The organism is Streptomyces sp. NPDC058000, assembly GCF_042886435.1.
Lineage (GTDB): Bacteria > Actinomycetota > Actinomycetes > Streptomycetales > Streptomycetaceae > Streptomyces.
The window spans coordinates 68,821-83,885 of sequence record NZ_JBHVQS010000002.1 but is presented as its reverse complement, the minus strand read 5'-3'; the positions used below and the strand labels follow the sequence as shown (position 1 = coordinate 83,885).

Genomic DNA, 15,065 nt, shown 5'->3' with positions numbered 1-15,065 from the left:
AACGGTCGTGTACCGACAGGGAGATGTACTGATCGTGCCGGTCGCGGAAGGGGCGCTGCCGGAGCATACGGAAGGGCTGCCGGACGAACCGCGCGATGCCCGCGGGCGGATGGTGCTGGCGCTCGGCGAAGTCACCGGCCACGCCCATGCGGTGGTCGGTCCCGGAGCGCTCCGGCGGGTGGCGGGGGACTGGGGCCCGATGCTGCTGCACCTGCCGGACGGCGGCCGGGTGGTCCACGAGGAGCACGCCGCGATATCGCTCCCGAAGGGCTGGTACCGCGTGGTCCGCCAGCGCGAGTACGTGCCGGGGTCGGTGCGGTTGGTGGCGGACTAGGGCCGTTCACCGTACGCGGCGGGGCGCGCAGCGGCTGCGGCAGTGGCGTACGGAGCGGCAGCGGCAGCGGCTGCGAGCGCGAGATCGGGGATCACGGGGATTACGGGGAGAACGGCGAGAACGGGGCGTTGGATATGACAGACGTGACAGACGTGACAGACGTGGCAGACATGACAGACGTTGCAGAGGCGGCACAGACGGCCGAAGTGACGGAATTGGTGGAAGTGACGGAAGCGGCGGTGTCGGTGGAGGCGTCGGTGGACGCGGCCCGTGCGACGGAGGTGTCCACGGCGGTCGCCGAGACCGAGGAGTGGCGTCGGCTCGTGACCGTCACGGACGCAGCGGATCGGGGTGCCGCCGAGGCCGGGGTGCGGCTTGCCTACCGGCTGGCCGGACTCGACGAACCGGAGCGCGTGGAGTGGGTGGCGTCGCCCAGGGAAGCGGTCGCCCGGGTGCTCGCTGCGCCGCCGGGCGAACTGGGCGCGAGCGTCCGCGACGTCGTCCGTAGCCGACCCTGGGCGGCTGAACGGGACGCATGGCACGCCGCGGTGGGACGGGCCGCCTGGAGCGAGCACTGGCAGCGCACCGGCGGCCGGCTGTGGGACACCACCCGGACGCTGACCGAGCGGATAGCGACCGGAGTCGTCGCGGAGCTGGCGGGAGCACCGGAGGAGCAGGGCGCGGTGCGGCTGGCGCTGCTGGACGCGGTGCACGGACAGCACGACGCGCCCTGGCTGGCCGCGTTCGGCGCGGCGGACGGGCGGCTGGCCGGGCTCGCCGCGGTGGCACGCAGCGCCGGCTGGTGGTGGCCGTACGAGAAGGTCGCGCTCGTCGCCGAACGGCCCACCGAGTTGCACCGTGACGAGGCGGGGCGGCTGGATCGCGCCGACGGCCCGGCGCTGGCCTTCCCCGACGGCTTCGCGCTGCACGCCTGGCGGGGAATGCCGGTCCCGGCCGCCTTCCTGGACGAGCTCGGGGGCCTCACCCCACAGCGGATCCGCGCGGAGGAGAACGCCGAACTCCGCCGCATCATGCTGGAGTTCTACGGCTACGACCGCTACTTGGAGGAGTCCGGGGCGCGGCCGATGGACCGCGACGAGACGGGCGTGCTGTGGCGCATCGACCTGCCCGACGACGAGCCGGCGGTGATGGTCGAGGTGGTCAACTCCACGCCCGAGCCGGACGGCACCCATCGCACGTATTGGCTGCGGGTGCCGCCGCGGACGCGGACGGCGCGGCAAGGCGTCGCCTGGACCTTCGGGCTCGCAGAGGAGAGCTATGCCCCGGTGCTGGAGACCTGAGACTCGGCGGCGGGGATCGGGGGCGGAGGCGGCGGCGGGGTGACGGCGGCCCGGAGGTCGTCCGGTTCGGCCAGCGCGGTGTGGGTGCCCGCCGCGGTACAGGCGTGGGCGCCGGCCACGGCACCGAGCCGGGCGCACTCCTCCAGGTCCTCGCCCGACAGCCGGCCGTAGAGGAAGCCGCAGGTGAAGGCGTCACCGGCACCGTTGCTGTCCACGACCGGGGCGGACGGTACGGCGGCCGGCACCAGCCGCGGGGTGCGGTCGTCGGGCGTGAGGAGATAGGCGCCGCCCGCGCCGGCGGTGGCGATCACCGCCTTGGCACGCCCCTCGCGGATGATCTCCCGCATGATCTGGCCGATCCGCTCGCCGGCTCCCGCCGTACTGAGGAAGACCAGGTCCGAGCGGAACGCGAAGGCGCGGTGGTGCTCGGTCAGGCCGTCCCAGTCGTGCAGGTCCGTGGAGATGGGGATGCCCAGTGCCTCGATGTCGTCGTAGAGGTAGCGGGCGAAGTGGCTGATCGACAGGTGGACGTGGCGGGTGCGGCGCAGGAGGGGGAGGTAGTGCTCGGGCGGCATCCGCAGATCGAGCGGGTCGCGGGCGTCGTAGAAGGACATCCGGCGGCCGTCGGGCGAGACGAGGTTGATCGCCCGGCGGGTTCCGTGCGGGGAGATCAGCGGGCGGAAGTCGACGCCGCTGCCGGCCAGCCGCTCGCGGACCAGCGCGCCCGGCGGGTCGTCGCCGAGGAAGTCCACGAATCCGGTGGCGAGTCCCAGCGCCGCGCAGCCGAGCGCGACACCGGTACCGGTGTGCCCGGCCCATTCGCGGATGGGCGGCACCGCATGGCTGTCGGCGGACGGTACGGGCAGTGCGCCGACCCGCACGATGGTGTCCACGCCCGATCCGCCGACGACGAGTACGTCATATGGCTCAGATACCTGCTGGAAGGTCACAAGCGTCCCTGAATCCCTTGCTGGTGAGACGAGTCCCGTGCTGGTGGGAGCGGCCGCGGCCGCGGTGCGCCCGCCGTCGGGAGTCTAGACGCACACTCGCCTCATATCGGGATGTTAGGGACTGGCGTGACGCGCGGGCGGAACGGCACCGGAGAAGCCGCCGCTCAGGCCCGGAGCCCGGCGGTGAACGGGCGACGACCGGGTTACTCCCGACCGGCCGTCAGAAAGCAGAGCGGGGACGTGAGGAGGAAGTACACGGGGAGGGGCGGGAAGCAGACCAGGATGCAGAGAGGAATGGGGAGCAGGTACGGGAGCAGGCAGAGGAGCAGGCAGAGGAGGAGGGACAGGAGCAGGCATAGCGGCTGGGGGGGCAGGGAGCCGGGTCGGAAGGGGCGGCGCCCGGTCGCTTTGTCGGAGGAACGGTCACGATGGGGAACGGATCGTTGACACGGGCGTGCCGGGCGCTGAGGCTGAGGCGCACCAGTGAGCAGGTCCCGGTGACCGGTACGACCACCCGTCGGTGGACGCGCCGGCCGCGGCGGAGAAGGGGTACGCATGGCGGAGCACACCGGGCGCGGGCGGACCGCGATCGTGATCGGCGGCGGACTCGCCGGGATGCTCGCCGTCACTGCCCTGCGGGGCCACTTCGACGCGATCACGGTCATCGAACGGGACCGCTACCCGGCCGATCGCACGTTCCGTAAGGGCGTCCCGCAAGCCCACCACCTGCACATCTTCCTCAGCGGTGGACAGCGAGCCCTGGACCGGCTGCTGCCCGGTACGGTCGCCGCGCTCACCGAGGCCGGGGCCCGCAGCCTGTATCTGCCGCGCGACCTGGTCACCCGTACGCCCACCGGCTGGCAGCGCCGTTTCGACGAGCGCCGGCATCCCACGCTCAGCGTCACCCGACCGGTCCTGGACGGCGTCGTCCGCGAGCGGGCCCTGCGCGCCACCGCCGGCCCGGGCACCCGCGTCGAGGTCCTGGAGGCGACCGAGGCCATCGGCCTCACCGGCGACGCCCGGCGGGTCACCGGCGTCAAGGTCCGTGCCCGCAACGGCGACCGCAGTGCCGGGACCGCCCGGGCGCTCCGCGCCGACCTGGTCGTCGACGCCTCCGGCCGGGGCTCCCGTACGCCCCGGTGGTACGCCGAACTGGGCCGCGAGGCGCCGCAGGAGGAGACCGTCGACTCCGGTCTCGCCTACGCCACCCGGATGTACCGCCCCACCGCCGAGGACGGCGAACCGGAGGTCGGCATCAACGTCCCCGGCTGGCCGGAGTGCCCGCGGGGCGCCGCCTACATCCCCGTGGAGGACGGCAACTGGCTGTTGACCCTGTCGGGGGTGCGCGGGCACCACCCGCCCACCGAAGAGGCGGAGTTCGCCGCGTTCAGCGCCACCATCGGCGACCCCTACGTCCACGAACTGCTCACCCGCGCCGAACCGATCTCGCCGGTGCACGGCTTCCGCGACACCTGCAACCGCCGCCGGCACTACGAGCGCCCCGGTGCGGTCCCCGACGGTCTCCTGGTCCTGGGGGATGCCAACTGCACCTTCAACCCGGTCTACGGCCAGGGCATGTCGGTGGCCGCGCTCGGCGCGATGGCCCTACGGGACACCCTCGACGCCGCCGGTGGGCCGGGGCCCGGTGTCCTCGCCCGGGCGCAGCGGGCGGTCTGCCGGGCCGCGGATCCGGCCTGGATCGCCGCGGTCGGCGCGGACCGCCCCTATGTGCGGGGGGCCGGTGCCAAGGCGGGTCTCGGCGAGCGGTTGACGACGTGGTACCTCGACCGGCTCTCCGCCCGCGCCGCCGTCGACCGTGTCGTCGGAGCCGCCTTCCGGGACGTCTTCTGCCTCACCGCCGCACCCTCCCGCCTGATGGCCCCACAGGTCCTCCTGCGCACCGTCTTCCTGCCCCGCCGCCCGGGCCTGCCCCGCCCATCCGTCGCGGTGGAGGCGGCATGACACCACGGAGCGGAGGCCCCGGCGACCGGCCCCGCACGCCCGGCCCACACCGGCCCCGAGGGGGACGACTGGCGGCAGCAACGGCGACGGCAGAAACGGCGACGGCAGAAACGGCGACGGAGGCAAGGACAACGGCAGCAAGGACAACGGCGGTAAGGACGGCAACGGTGACCGGCACCAGGGCGGGGGCCGCGCCATGACCTGGGCGTTGACCCGGGACCCCGCCGACTTCGAGACGGCCGCGGGGGAGTTCCTACGGGGGCGGCCGGTCGAGCACACCACGCTGCTGTCGGTGTCGGCCGCCGTGCGGGCGCTCGGGCCGGACGCGTACGGCTCGGAAGCACCCCGGTACGGCTGGTGGCGCGGCGACGAAGGGGCGGCGGTCGGCGGGGCGTTCCTATGGACGCCGCCGCGGAAGCTGCTGCTCTCCCCGCTGCCGGAGGGCGCCGCGGCCGAGTTGGTCGACGTCTTGGCGCGGCGGCGGACGGGGCTCCCCGGAGTGAACGCGGGGCGGGCGGCGGCGGAGGCGGTCGCCGCGGCCTGGCAGCGGCGGCACGACCGTCCTGTGCGGATCGTCGAACGGCACCGGCTCTACCGGCTCGGCGAGCTGACGCCGCCGCAGCCCGCCCCACCCGGTGCGGCTCGGCCCGCCACGCCCGCCGATCGGGAACAACTGCTCCGCTGGTCCACGGCCTTCGCCGCGGACATCGGCCAGCCGCCGCCCCGCGACGCCCGCGCCCTCGACGAGCGGATCGCCGAGGGCCGCTGCACCCTCTGGGAGGCCGGCGGACGCCCGGTCGCGATGGCCGGCATCACCGTGACGCTCGCCGGCATGGCTCGCGTCGCCCCCGTCTACACACCGCCGGAGCTGCGCGGACGCGGCTACGCCGGCGCCCTGACCGCCGCCCTCTCGGGAGCCGCCCGGACCGCAGGCGTCACCGAGCTGCTGCTCTTCACGGACCTCGCGAACCCCACCAGCAACGCGCTCTACCAGCGGATCGGCTACCGCCCGGTGGAGGACCACCTGGTCATCGCGTTCGGAGCGGAGGAGCGGGCCAGCTAGGGAGGGGCGGGGGAGGAGGCAGGCGGCACGCGGGAGCCGGCGGCACGCCGTGCGGCATCCGCCCCCGCGCTCCCGGCACACCCACCCACGATTCACCCGAACGGGTGCTTTCGGCTGGCGCTCCCGTTCATCCCGTCGTAAGCACCCGAACCCTCCCGCCACCGGCCGATGAACACACCCGTCCACCCCGGCCGGGAATGCGCCGGCAGGCTGCGCCGTTGCCCCGGAGAGTGCCGGTGCTGCATCCGGGGCCGCCACCCGGCGGGCCGGAAGTACCGGAACACAGCGTTCACGCGGTCCGTTCACTCCGCGACTGCCCCGACCATGGAGGTGCCGTGACCGCATCCCGACCCCGCCCCACGCGACTGACCGCGCTGCGCCCCGAGAGTTTCGGCGCCGAGCCGACCGGGGAGCGGCTGGCGAGGATGCAAAGATCGCCGCAGTTCGTGGACGGTCAGTTCCGCAACCCGACCCCCACCCGGGATCTGCTCCGGGGTGCCGCGCTGCCGATGGCGCGTACGCGGCTCAGCCGCGAGGGGCGGCTGCGGCGGGCACCGGTCGGACGGATCCCGGTGCACCGCCCGACCGACGCGGACTGGGGCCGCCCGCCCGCCTCCGGTCTGCGACTCACCTGGATGGGACACTCCAGCGTGCTCGCCGAGATCGACGGGCAGCGGGTGCTCTTCGACCCGGTCTGGGGCGAGCGCTGTTCACCGTTCAGCTGGGCCGGGCCGAAGCGGATGCACCCGGTGCCGGTGGAGCTGGCGGAGCTGCCCCCGGTCGACGTCGTGGTGATCTCGCACGACCACTACGACCACCTCGACATGCCCACCATCAAGGGCCTGATTGCCTCCGGTGTGCTCTTCGTCGTACCGCTCGGCGTCGGCGCCGACCTGGAGTTCTGGGGCGTACCCGCGGCGCGGATCACCGAGCTGGACTGGCACGAGTCGACCCGGATCGGTGGGCTGACCCTCACCGCCACACCGGCCCAGCACTTCTGCGGTCGCGGTCTGCGCGGTGCACAGCACACGCTCTGGGCCTCCTGGGTCGTCGCCGGCCCCGAGCACCGCATCTACCACAGCGGTGACACCGGCTACTTCCCCGGTTTCGCCGAGACCGGTGCGGCGCACGGCCCGTTCGACGCGACGATGATCCAGATAGGGGCCTACTCCGACTTCTGGCCCGATAACCGCACGAGCGGTGCACCCCATCCCGGCGGGTGGCCGGACATTCACATGAATCCGGCTCAAGGCGTCCAGAGTCACCTTGACCTGCAACAAGGCCGTGCCGGCGGGGTCATGTTGCCGATCCACTGGGGGACGTTCAACCTCGCCCCGCACCCGTGGGCCGAGCCTGCGGAGTGGGCGATGGCGGCCGCGAAGACCGTTGGGCAGGACGTCGCCTTCCCCGTCCCGGGCCAGCCTTATGAGCCCGCTGGCACGCTCCCCATACGGCCCTGGTGGCGTGACTTGGCCCTCCCCCTGAACCGCAAATGGCCCGTCCCCGAGAGCGCGTCGAGGAAGGGCAGAAGAGACCTCGACCTTGTCCGCGAGGGCTGATGCGGACGAGCTGAGGCAGGTAGCGCAAGCCTTTGCGTCCATGTCAGATTCGGAGCGTCAACGGCTGCTTCGAGCTGTCGACGGGCCGCCGCGGCAGGCGAGAAAAGAGAATGAGCCGGAATTCCGTCCCCTGCCGTCTGCGCGCCACCCCGGGGCGGCCGTACGCGTGGTCAGCCGAATGGTGTCTTCCTGAGGTGCGACGACGACACTTTGAGCGCCCGGTAGTGATATGGCCGAGCGCCCGCTCGTGATGGTGCGCCCGCTGTCACCTACTGGCGGCCGGGGTGTGAAAGCGATCCGCCGGCTGACGCGGGTGCGGCGCTGATGAGTCCGGCTCGGACCGCGGCAGCGGTGAGACCGAGGGCTGTGGCTGCCCTCCGAGTGGTCATGACCGGTCAACGGTGGCCAGGGCAGCCCGACTTCGTAGGTTCATCTGTCGGGGCTCAACAAGCTGCACGGCGATTCCGCGAAGGCTGGTGCCATCAATTCGTTCATGCAAGACCCGCTTCGCACACCGCGTTCGCGTGGCCCTGGGAGGCATTCAGGGCCACGCGAACGCTTCTGTCACTGCGGCGGTGGAGCCGCCCCGCCGGAGGTGGCTCCACTGCCGCAGCGGGTCGGGTGTCTACTCGTGGGCGCTGATCACACCGCCGTTGCTGAGCACGATGTATACGCCGTTGGCGTCGACCCCGACGTCGTGCTGGTTCGTCTCCAGCGTGGCGTCCACCTCGCCCCCGTGGCCGAGGATCTGCGCGCGGTACCGCAGCTCGCCGACCTTCGTGACCTTGGCCGTCCAGCCGCCCGCGAGCTTGAAGGTGCCTGGTCCCTGGTGTCCACCGCCCATCCAGGAGTGCACCTCGCCGCCCATCGTGAGCACGACGAACATGTCGTTGGCGTCGAGCCCGGCGTCGGCGTCCTGCCCCGTCGTCTCCAGTGTGGCCAGGACCGAACCGCGGCTGACGATCTTGGCGCGGTAGCGCTGGGCACCGAGCTCGTAGATCTCGGCCTTGCTGCCGTCCACCAGGGGCACGGTGCGGACCGGGGATGCCGTCTTGGCGGTGCCGGTGTGCGAGCTGCCCGACTGCTTGCCCACAGCGCCCGCCTTGGTGCCGGCCTTGGCATCGGAGCCGGCCTTGGCATCGGAGCCCTGCACTCCGGCGGAGGAGCCCGCGCCGCTGGACTGGGCGGTGGCCGTACCCGTGTCCGTGTGGGCCGCGGGCTTCGCGCCGGAGGCGTCCGAGCCGGAGCAGGCGGTCAGGGTCAGGGCGGCGGCTGCGGTCAGGGCCGCGGCGGCAACGCGCAGGGTGCGGCGACGGACGGTGCGGACGGTGGTGTTGGAGTTCATTTCGGTCCCCGGGGGCGGTGGGCGTCGTTGTTTCCTCGGTACGTCTCCCACTTTGATCGGCGCCGCTGTCACAAGGCTGCCGCGCCGCTAACATCCGGCTAACACGGGTGCGGGGAGGGGAAGGACGCCCAGAGGAACCCGAAGAGCCAGGCCGCGGCTGCCTAGTGGGGGAATACGCAGCTGTTTGCCGGTACCAGGGGCATCCGACAGGTCAAGGTCGTACCCACCGGCGCCCCGCCCCACAGCGACCGGAGCGGTCAGGAAAATCAGAAGTCACTCGAACCCACCTGAACTCACCCGAAGTCACCAGACCCATCGGACACTTCGTAGAACTCTGCCCCGATATCGCCATGCTGCCGGCGGAACGGTCGCGGGTCCACCTCGACCTCCATGGCGGTGGCGGCCGTGCCGCCGCCGGGGCGGCCCTTCGAGCTCGCCGACGGGCAGGTCGTGGCGCCGTGGTGGCGGGCGGTGGCGGTGCCGCCGGTGTGGGGTTGGCCGAGTTGGCCGCCGGTGGGCCCGGTGGCGGCACGGTCGACCGCGGCGGTGGACGGTTCGGTGGGCGTGACCTCGGTCGAACTCCCGCAGTGAGGCGGGGGCAGTGGTGCGGGTGAGGCGTTCGGTGACGCCTCAACGACTGTTTCCTGTACGGGAGTTCGGATCTTTTCGCACTTTCGTGCGGGACGTGCCTACCCAAGGAGGTGGCGAGGGGTAGCGAAACCCCGGAGGGGGTCCGAATCCCACCCCCGCAACAACTAGCGTGCGTGCTCCGCGAACTGCCAACGGCCGATCCGGAGGGCGCCGATGCCTACCGCAACCCCGCCGAGGACCGAGACGTCCCAGGAGGCTCCCCGGTCCCATGGCGGACGGCACGGCCGGACGGCTTTCTCGGAGCCGGTCACCGACTCGGCCATACGGTCCCGCCTGGTCCGGCTCGCCGCCCTCCCCGCCCTGCTGGCCGCGGTGGTCTGCGCGGGCGTCGCCGCGTTCGTGGTCCGCAGCGGCGGCGCCCGGCTCGGCGGCCGTGAGTGGGCGGTGCTGGCCGGTGGCCTCGTAGTGGTCTGCGGCATCGTCCTCGTCGGCGGCCTGGTCGGGAACTTCGAGGCGCGCGCCCTGGCGCACCGGTGCGCGCGGCTGCGCGAGGTGTGCGCCCGCGCGCAGGCCGATATCGACGCTCTCCTCGACCGGGTGCGCAATGACGAATGGCTGCGGACCCACGACGACCGGGAGCAGTTGCCGGAGCCCGGTGGCGACCCGCTCGGCCGGCTCGCCCACGAGGTCGCCGCCACCGGCCGGGCCGCCGAGGCCGCGCTCATCGAGGCGGTGGGCATCGTCCGCAGCGACGCCACCGGCAACCAGCAGAAGCTGGAGGTCTTCGTCAATCTCGCCCGGCGCCTGCAATCCCTCGTCCACCGCCAGATCCTGACCCTGGACGAGATGGAGCACCAGGTCGAGGACCCGGACCTGCTCAAGGGCCTGTTCGTCATCGACCACCTGGCCACGCGGATCCGGCGGCACGCCGAGAACCTCGCCGTCCTCGGCGGCGCCATCACCCGCCGCCAGTGGACCCGCCCGATCACCATGACCGAGGTCGTACGCTCCTCGACCGCCGAGGTCGAGCAGTACACCCGGATCAAGCTGGTGTCGCCGTTCGAGGGCACCCTGCGCGGGCATGCGGTCGCCGACGTCGTGCACCTGCTCGCCGAACTCGTCGAGAACGCGACCGAGTTCTCCGACCCGGAGACGCCGGTCACGGTGCGGGCCCGGCACGTCACCGCGGGGCTCGCCGTCGAGGTGGAGGACCGTGGCCTGGGCATGCCGGCGGAGGAACAGGAGCAGATGAACCGCCTGTTGGCCGACCCCGAGCGGATCGACCTCACCGAACTTCTCGACGACGGCCGGATCGGTCTCTACGTGGTCTCCTCGCTCGCCCAGCGGCACGGCCTCGTGGTCCGGCTCCAGGGCAGCATCTACGGCGGCGTCCAGGCCACCGTGATCGTGCCGCCGGAGCTGCTGGGCGCCAACTCGGCCGAGACCCGCGAGGAGTTCCCGGACGGCATGGAGGACGAGGAGGCCGAACCGGCCCCGGCGCGCGGCCAACGGGCGTACGGCGACCGGTTCGACGGCGTCGCCGGCCGCCGCGAACCGGCCGCCGCCCCCGCCGCCCCCGCGCCCCGCGCCCTGCCCCCCGCCCGTGCGCTCACCGCCGGATCCGACGACCTCCCCGCCCGCCGGCGCATCGTCCGCACCCCCGCCTCGACCACCATCGCCAGTGTCGAGGCCGCGGTGCTCGCCCCGCAGCACACGTCCGGCGTGCCCGACGGCCCGCCCGCCTTCCTGCCCGGTGGCGGCCACCCCGCCGACCACCGGCCCGCCGAGGCCCGGCCGGCCACCGGTTGGCTCGCCGATCCCGGCCCGGTGGTCCTGCCGCCTCCGCCGCCGCCCCTCGACGACGGCACCCGCCCCCGGCTGCCGCGCCGCGTCAAGCAGGCGCACATCGCCCCCCAACTGCGCGACGTGCCGGACCCCCCGCCCCAGCGCACCGGCCCCGAACGCCTCCACGACCCGAACCTGATGGCCGCCTACCAGCGCGGCTTCAGCCGAGCCGACCCCAGCTACGCGGCCGGCCTCATCGCCGCCGGCCACCCCGCCCCCGCTCCTGCCACCACCCCGGATCAGGACTGCGTGACCGGCAGCCCCGGAGACCCCGAACTGCTCCTTGCCCCCGACCACGACGCCCCGATGGCCCGCCCCCGAGGAGACGACCCCGACCATGGTGAGTGATGTGCGCGCGCAGGCGCACGCGGAGTTCCGCGCCAATCAGCACACCGACCTTTCCTGGCTGCTGACCGGACTCGTCCAGCGGGTACCGCACACCCGCAGCGCCGTCCTGCTGTCCTCCGACGGCCTCGTCAAGGCATCCCACGGCTTCGAACCGGACGTCGCCGACCACATGGCGGCGCTCTCCTCCGGCCTGTACTCCCTCGCCCGCAGCGCCGGTTCCCGCTTCGGGGAGGGCAGCGACATCCTTCAGGTCGTCGTCGAGATGGAGCAGACCTTCCTCTTCGTCGCCGCCGCCGGCTCCGGCGCCTGTCTGGCGGTCCTCGCCGGACGCGAGGCCGACGCCGGGGTGCTCGGCTACGAGATGGGGATGCTGGTCAAGAGCGTCCGGCCGTACTTGTCGACGCCCCCGCGCCACCAAGCCCCGGCGGGTGGCCGTTGACCGTGGCCCTGCCGCGCCGGCAGCGGTCGCACGGCCCGGACGCGCCGTGGATCGACGAGGTGGCGGGCCGCCTGGTCCGCCCCTACACCGTCAGCAAGGGCCGCACCCGGCCCACGGCGCACTTCGACCTGATGACCATGGTGCGGGCGACCGGGCGGCGGCCCGCCGGCCTCCAAGGACCCGACTACGACCGGGTCCTGGGGCTGTGCGACGGGCCCGTCCCGGTCGCCGAGGTCGCCGCGCACGTCCGGCTGCCCGCCGCGGTCACCAAGGTGCTCCTCGCCGACCTCGTCGACTGCGGGGCGCTCACCGCGCGGACTCCTCCGGCCGTCTCGGCCGGGCCCGTCCCCTGTACCGACCGTGCTCTGCTGGAGGCCGTGCTGCATGGACTTCGTGAACGACTCTGACTCCCGGCTCCCGGGGGACTCCGCGTCCGACTGCTTCCCGACCGCGCTGAAAGTCCTGGTCGCGGGCGGCTTCGGAGTCGGCAAGACCACCTTCGTCGGCGCGGTCAGCGAGATCGCACCGCTCAGCACCGAAGAGCTCATCACCCAGATCAGCGCCGGCACCGACGACCTGGCCGGCGTGGAGGACAAGACCACCACGACCGTCGCCATGGACTTCGGGCGGATCACACTCGGCCCGGACCACGTCCTCTACCTCTTCGGGACGCCCGGGCAGCACCGCTTCTGGTTCCTGTGGGACGAGCTGTCCCACGGCGCGCTCGGCGCGGTGGTGCTCGCCGACACCCGAAGGCTGGACCAGTCCTTCGCCGCGGTCGACTTCTTCGAGGGGCGGGGCATCCACTTCGTCGTCGCGGTCAACGAGTTCGACGGCGGCCACCGCTACGCGCCCGATGAGGTCCGGGCCGCCCTGGACCTCTCCCCGCAGGTACCGGTCGTGCGCTGCGACGCCCGTCAGTGCGCCTCCGGCACCCATGTCCTGGTGTCCCTCGTCGAATACCTGCTCAGCCCTGTCCTCACCGCCACCCCGGAGCTGCCATGAACGTCCCCTCCGCACGCTTCCCCCTTCCCTCCCGTTATCCGTCCTGGCGTTACCCCTCCTCCCAACTCCCTTATTTGACCGATGACATGACGCGTCGGCTGGTGATCACGCCGGAGGACCACGAGGCGCCGGCCCGGGTGGCCCGGCTGCGCGAGCTGGGCATCGGCAAGAACCCGCTGCCCGCGTTCGACGACTTCGCCCGCAAGCTCGCCCGGACCACCAACACCCCGTACGCGATGGTCAACTTCATCGACGAGCGAGAGCAGTACTTCGCCGGCCTCTACGCCCCCGACCTCGACACCTCCGTCGAGCTGGGCCCGGCGCCGCCCAGCGGCCGCCCCGAGCGGATCATGTCCCGTGACCACGGCTACTGCCCGTACGTCGTGGTGCGGCGCAAGGCGCTGGTCCTGGAGGACGTCTGCGACTACCCGCGGTTCGCCGGGAACCCCGTCGTCGACGAACTGGGCATCCGCACCTACCTCGGCGCTCCGTTGATCGACCGCACCGGGATGACGCTGGGCACCGTCTGCGTCATCGACCGCGAACCCCGGCCCTGGGGGCGCGAGGGGCTGCACACCATCAAGGCGTTCGCCGCCGAACTCGTCGAGCAGATCGACGAGATGGAACGGCGGCAGCGGGAGGCCGACGCCTCCTGACCGGGCGCGGCCGCGGCCCCGGAGGCCCGTACGGCCGGCCGGGGCCGCACCCGGGCGGCGCACCGGAGGAGCGGGCGCCCGCCGCTCAGGACACCCGGGCCAATGCCTCCCGGCCGCCCGGCAGCGCCTCTTCCGTCGGCCGCTCGGCCGGCGCCGGCCGTAGGAGTTCCGCCAGCCGGTCGGACCAGTCGCCCTTCCCCTGTCCCAGGGCCAGTTCGCCCAGCCGCAGCAGTTGGATGTCGGAGGTGCCGGCCGGCGCGAAGATGTGGTGCGCGTCGCGCAGGAAGCGCTCCACCGGCCGGTCGGTGAACAATCCGCAGGCGGCGTGGATGTCCATCGCGTCCCGCGCCGACTCCAGCGCCGACTCCACGTTCACCAGTTTGGCGTTCATCAGCTCCGCGTCGCACGGCAGCCCCTGGTCCAGCAGGTGCACCGCGTGGTACGCGGACAGTCGGGCCAGCAGTAGCCGGGACTGGATCCGGCCCAGCTTGAGCTTGATGGTCGGCAGCTCCGCGAGCGGTTCGCCGTAGCGCCGCCGCTCGGTGCAGAACGCCGTGGTCTCGTCCAGGACCGCCTGGTGGATGCCGAGCGAGACCGCGGTCAGGTTCGGCCGCCCGTACAGCACGCTGGAGGAGTACGCCACGGACAGCCCGTCGCCCTCCCGGCCCAGCAACTGCGCCGCCGGGACCCGGCAGTCGTCGAAGAACAACTCACCGAAGCTGAAGCCGTGCAGGCCCATCGCGGGCCGCTGCGGCCCGACCCGGAAGCCGGGGGCACCGGACTCGACGAGGAACGCCGACAGGCCCTTGGAGCCCTCGCCGGTGCGCACCACCACCCCGTGCAGATCCCCGATGTGGCTGTTGCCGACGTAGATCTTCCGGCCGTTGAGGACGTAGTCGTCGCCGTCGCGGACCGCGGTGGAGGCCATGCCCAGCACATGGCCGCCGGACTGCGGCTCGGTGACCGCGATGGTCGGCAGGCAGTCGCCCGAGGCGATCGCCGGCAGCCAGGTCTTCTTCTGCTCCTCGCTGCCGAAGTGGACGATCTTCGCCACGCCCAGCTGGGACGCCTGCACCATGGCGCCCATCGCGGCGCTGACCCGCGACAGCTCCTCGATGATGAGGGTCTTGGCGACGTGCCCGGCGCCCATCCCGCCGTACGCGCGGTCCACCGTCGCGCCGATCCAGCCCTGTCGGGCGATCAGCCGCGAGAGGTCGGGGCAAACGGTGCGGCTCGCCTCCATCTCGGCGATCCGGGGGCGGACCTCGCGTTCGGCGAAGTCCCGTACCCGGCACCGGAGTCCCTCATGTCGCTGGTCCGTGAAGTAGCGATGCAAGACGAGCCCTCCTGCGCGAACTTCCGCGTGCCGATCGCTCCCCGCCTCGGGGCGGCACGGACGGTGCCGCCGTGATCGTATCGGAAATGATCTTGTGCCTACCGTGTGCAACACCCGTTGGCATACCAGCTGCGGGTCGCGCAAAACATCAACCGGGCGCATTCATACGGGCACTTGGAGTGCGCGGATGCGCCGCGCACCCCCCGGCCGCCACATGCAGGGTGGCGGGGGGGGGGGGGGGCCGGGGCCCCCCCCCCCCCCCGCGCCCCCGCCCCGCCCCGGCCGGCGGGCGCGGCGGGCGGCCCGCCCCGGCGCGCGCCGCCGCCACCCC

The 15,065-nt window shown here is 72.9% G+C and carries 14 protein-coding genes; 11 read left to right on the top strand and 3 right to left on the bottom strand.

Annotated features, from left to right (window positions below):
• Positions 1 to 7: 7 nt before the first annotated feature.
• Together ACFVT2_RS03165 and ACFVT2_RS03160 are read left to right on the top strand one after the other, a co-directional pair.
• Positions 8 to 334 carry a hypothetical protein gene (locus ACFVT2_RS03165; RefSeq protein ID WP_390011399.1) on the top strand — a complete coding sequence of 109 codons (327 nt, stop codon included), beginning with the start codon at positions 8 to 10 and terminating at the stop codon, positions 332 to 334.
• Positions 335 to 504: 170 nt separating this feature from the next.
• Complete coding sequence (locus ACFVT2_RS03160) at positions 505 to 1,635, top strand: DUF6745 domain-containing protein (RefSeq protein ID WP_390011397.1); 1,131 nt, start codon at positions 505 to 507, stop codon at positions 1,633 to 1,635.
• Here the strand turns inward: ACFVT2_RS03160 and ACFVT2_RS03155 are convergent.
• Complete coding sequence (locus ACFVT2_RS03155) at positions 1,611 to 2,585, bottom strand: carbohydrate kinase family protein (RefSeq protein ID WP_390011395.1); 975 nt, start codon at positions 2,583 to 2,585, stop codon at positions 1,611 to 1,613. The genes ACFVT2_RS03160 and ACFVT2_RS03155 overlap by 25 nt on opposite strands.
• Positions 2,586 to 3,140: 555 nt before the next feature.
• Here ACFVT2_RS03155 and ACFVT2_RS03150 point away from each other — a divergent pair.
• The 3 genes from ACFVT2_RS03150 (at position 3,141) to ACFVT2_RS03140 (ending at position 7,169) form a co-directional block, all read left to right on the top strand.
• Positions 3,141 to 4,547 carry an NAD(P)/FAD-dependent oxidoreductase gene (locus tag ACFVT2_RS03150; RefSeq protein ID WP_390011393.1) on the top strand — a complete coding sequence of 469 codons (1,407 nt, stop codon included), beginning with the start codon at positions 3,141 to 3,143 and terminating at the stop codon, positions 4,545 to 4,547.
• A gap of 196 nt (positions 4,548 to 4,743) precedes the next feature.
• Positions 4,744 to 5,610, top strand: coding sequence for a GNAT family N-acetyltransferase (locus tag ACFVT2_RS03145; RefSeq protein WP_390011391.1), 867 nt, complete (start codon positions 4,744 to 4,746; stop codon positions 5,608 to 5,610).
• Between the two features lie 335 nt (positions 5,611 to 5,945).
• Complete coding sequence (locus ACFVT2_RS03140; protein ID WP_390011388.1) at positions 5,946 to 7,169, top strand: MBL fold metallo-hydrolase; 1,224 nt, start codon at positions 5,946 to 5,948, stop codon at positions 7,167 to 7,169.
• Positions 7,170 to 7,794: 625 nt separating this feature from the next.
• Here ACFVT2_RS03140 and ACFVT2_RS03135 read toward each other — a convergent pair.
• Complete coding sequence (locus tag ACFVT2_RS03135) at positions 7,795 to 8,514, bottom strand: hypothetical protein (protein WP_390011386.1); 720 nt, start codon at positions 8,512 to 8,514, stop codon at positions 7,795 to 7,797.
• A gap of 390 nt (positions 8,515 to 8,904) precedes the next feature.
• On the opposite strand from ACFVT2_RS03135, the gene ACFVT2_RS03130 reads away from it, so the two are divergent.
• The 6 genes from ACFVT2_RS03130 (at position 8,905) to ACFVT2_RS03105 (ending at position 13,398) form a co-directional block, all read left to right on the top strand.
• Positions 8,905 to 9,105, top strand: coding sequence for a hypothetical protein (locus ACFVT2_RS03130; protein WP_390011384.1), 201 nt, complete (start codon positions 8,905 to 8,907; stop codon positions 9,103 to 9,105).
• Between the two features lie 213 nt (positions 9,106 to 9,318).
• Complete coding sequence (locus ACFVT2_RS03125) at positions 9,319 to 11,298, top strand: sensor histidine kinase (protein ID WP_390011381.1); 1,980 nt, start codon at positions 9,319 to 9,321, stop codon at positions 11,296 to 11,298.
• Positions 11,288 to 11,737, top strand: coding sequence for a roadblock/LC7 domain-containing protein (locus tag ACFVT2_RS03120; protein ID WP_390011378.1), 450 nt, complete (start codon positions 11,288 to 11,290; stop codon positions 11,735 to 11,737). Before ACFVT2_RS03125 ends, ACFVT2_RS03120 begins: the two co-directional genes overlap by 11 nt.
• Positions 11,734 to 12,144, top strand: a complete 411-nt coding sequence (locus ACFVT2_RS03115) for a DUF742 domain-containing protein (RefSeq protein WP_390011376.1) — start codon at positions 11,734 to 11,736, stop codon at positions 12,142 to 12,144. The genes ACFVT2_RS03120 and ACFVT2_RS03115 overlap by 4 nt, the downstream gene beginning before the upstream one ends.
• Positions 12,122 to 12,742, top strand: a complete 621-nt coding sequence (locus tag ACFVT2_RS03110; protein ID WP_390011373.1) for an ATP/GTP-binding protein — start codon at positions 12,122 to 12,124, stop codon at positions 12,740 to 12,742. Before ACFVT2_RS03115 ends, ACFVT2_RS03110 begins: the two co-directional genes overlap by 23 nt.
• Positions 12,739 to 13,398, top strand: coding sequence for a GAF domain-containing protein (locus ACFVT2_RS03105; RefSeq protein ID WP_390011371.1), 660 nt, complete (start codon positions 12,739 to 12,741; stop codon positions 13,396 to 13,398). The genes ACFVT2_RS03110 and ACFVT2_RS03105 overlap by 4 nt, the downstream gene beginning before the upstream one ends.
• A gap of 85 nt (positions 13,399 to 13,483) precedes the next feature.
• Here the strand turns inward: ACFVT2_RS03105 and ACFVT2_RS03100 are convergent, their stop codons facing one another.
• On the bottom strand, positions 13,484 to 14,734 hold the full coding sequence (locus ACFVT2_RS03100) for an acyl-CoA dehydrogenase family protein (RefSeq protein WP_390011369.1): 1,251 nt from the start codon (positions 14,732 to 14,734) through the stop codon (positions 13,484 to 13,486).
• Between the last annotated feature and the right edge of the window lie 331 nt (positions 14,735 to 15,065).

Bases quoted from the DNA above. Each gene is read 5' to 3' on its own strand.
- ACFVT2_RS03160 (WP_390011397.1), top strand. From the start codon at position 505: ATGACAGACGTTGCAGAGGCGGCACAGACGGCCGAAGTGACGGAATTG.
- ACFVT2_RS03150 (WP_390011393.1), top strand. From the start codon at position 3,141: ATGGCGGAGCACACCGGGCGCGGGCGGACCGCGATCGTGATCGGCGGC.
- ACFVT2_RS03145 (WP_390011391.1), top strand. From the start codon at position 4,744: ATGACCTGGGCGTTGACCCGGGACCCCGCCGACTTCGAGACGGCCGCG.
- ACFVT2_RS03135 (WP_390011386.1), bottom strand. From the start codon at position 8,514: ATGAACTCCAACACCACCGTCCGCACCGTCCGTCGCCGCACCCTGCGC.
- ACFVT2_RS03130 (WP_390011384.1), top strand. From the start codon at position 8,905: ATGGCGGTGGCGGCCGTGCCGCCGCCGGGGCGGCCCTTCGAGCTCGCC.
- ACFVT2_RS03125 (WP_390011381.1), top strand. From the start codon at position 9,319: ATGCCTACCGCAACCCCGCCGAGGACCGAGACGTCCCAGGAGGCTCCC.
- ACFVT2_RS03120 (WP_390011378.1), top strand. From the start codon at position 11,288: ATGGTGAGTGATGTGCGCGCGCAGGCGCACGCGGAGTTCCGCGCCAAT.
- ACFVT2_RS03110 (WP_390011373.1), top strand. From the start codon at position 12,122: ATGGACTTCGTGAACGACTCTGACTCCCGGCTCCCGGGGGACTCCGCG.
- ACFVT2_RS03105 (WP_390011371.1), top strand. From the start codon at position 12,739: ATGAACGTCCCCTCCGCACGCTTCCCCCTTCCCTCCCGTTATCCGTCC.